Source organism: Raoultibacter timonensis (genome assembly GCF_900240215.1).
GTDB classification, from domain to species: Bacteria; Actinomycetota; Coriobacteriia; order Coriobacteriales; family Eggerthellaceae; genus Raoultibacter; species Raoultibacter timonensis.
The window spans coordinates 1-802 of sequence record NZ_LT964698.1; the positions used below are offsets into that span (position 1 = coordinate 1).

Here is an 802-nt window from a genome sequence, read left to right on the forward strand (position 1 = left end):
GATCGAATGGACGACGAGCGCCGCAAGAACGACTTTGACGACCTCGCCCACGCCGAGCGCGCCGAACGCCAGCTCCCACCGCATCAGCAGCGAGGCGATTCCCCCGCCCGCCAGAACGCCGAACGCGCATGCAGCCGCTTCTCCCGACAGGCTGCCCACCAAAGCGAGCACGATGTAGCTGCCGATGATGAGGGCGCAGGCAACCCAGGGGCGGGAAAGCACCTCGACAACGAGAGCCACCGACGGGGGGAGCGCCCGTGCGTACGCCAAAACAAAAAGCGCTGCGGCGATCGTGGCGAACAGCGGTATCGAGCACCATGCGAGCAGCGAGAGGAGTGTCAGCCCCGTTCGCTCCAAAAGCGGAAGGCCGCCCCAAATGGTCAGCATGCAGCAGAGCATGAACAGCGCAAAGCCAACGCTTGCCGCAAAGCTGCGCCGATGCTCCGAGACGTACTCGGATGCTCTGATCCTGCGTTGCGCCACGCGTCCTCCCGTCGCTCCAGCCGAAACGCATAGCTCCATTCTATATTAAGTTATTCCCTATTGAATTCACATAACGGGTGTGAAGCGCTTTCGTTTTCCAGTTGCTAGGATGCTAACCGCCTCACCAAGGCAGCATACACCAGATTCGATCGGCAGGGGTGCAAGGCCGACCGAACGCGAGGAAGGGAACAGCTATGAGTATCGATGCATCGTTCAACAGGCGCGACTTTCTGAAGATGGGGGCCTTCGCCGGCGCAGGCGCGGCCGTCGCAGGGCTTGCCGGATGCTCGGCACCCGCGAAAACGGATAGCAGCGCGGG

General features: G+C 62.2%; 1 protein-coding gene. It reads right to left on the reverse strand.

Annotated features, from left to right (window positions below; all coding sequences use genetic code 11):
• A partial coding sequence (locus C1722_RS16605; protein WP_425319390.1) for a hypothetical protein occupies positions 1-483 on the reverse strand: 483 nt, incomplete at its 3' end.
• Between the last annotated feature and the right edge of the window lie 319 nt (positions 484-802).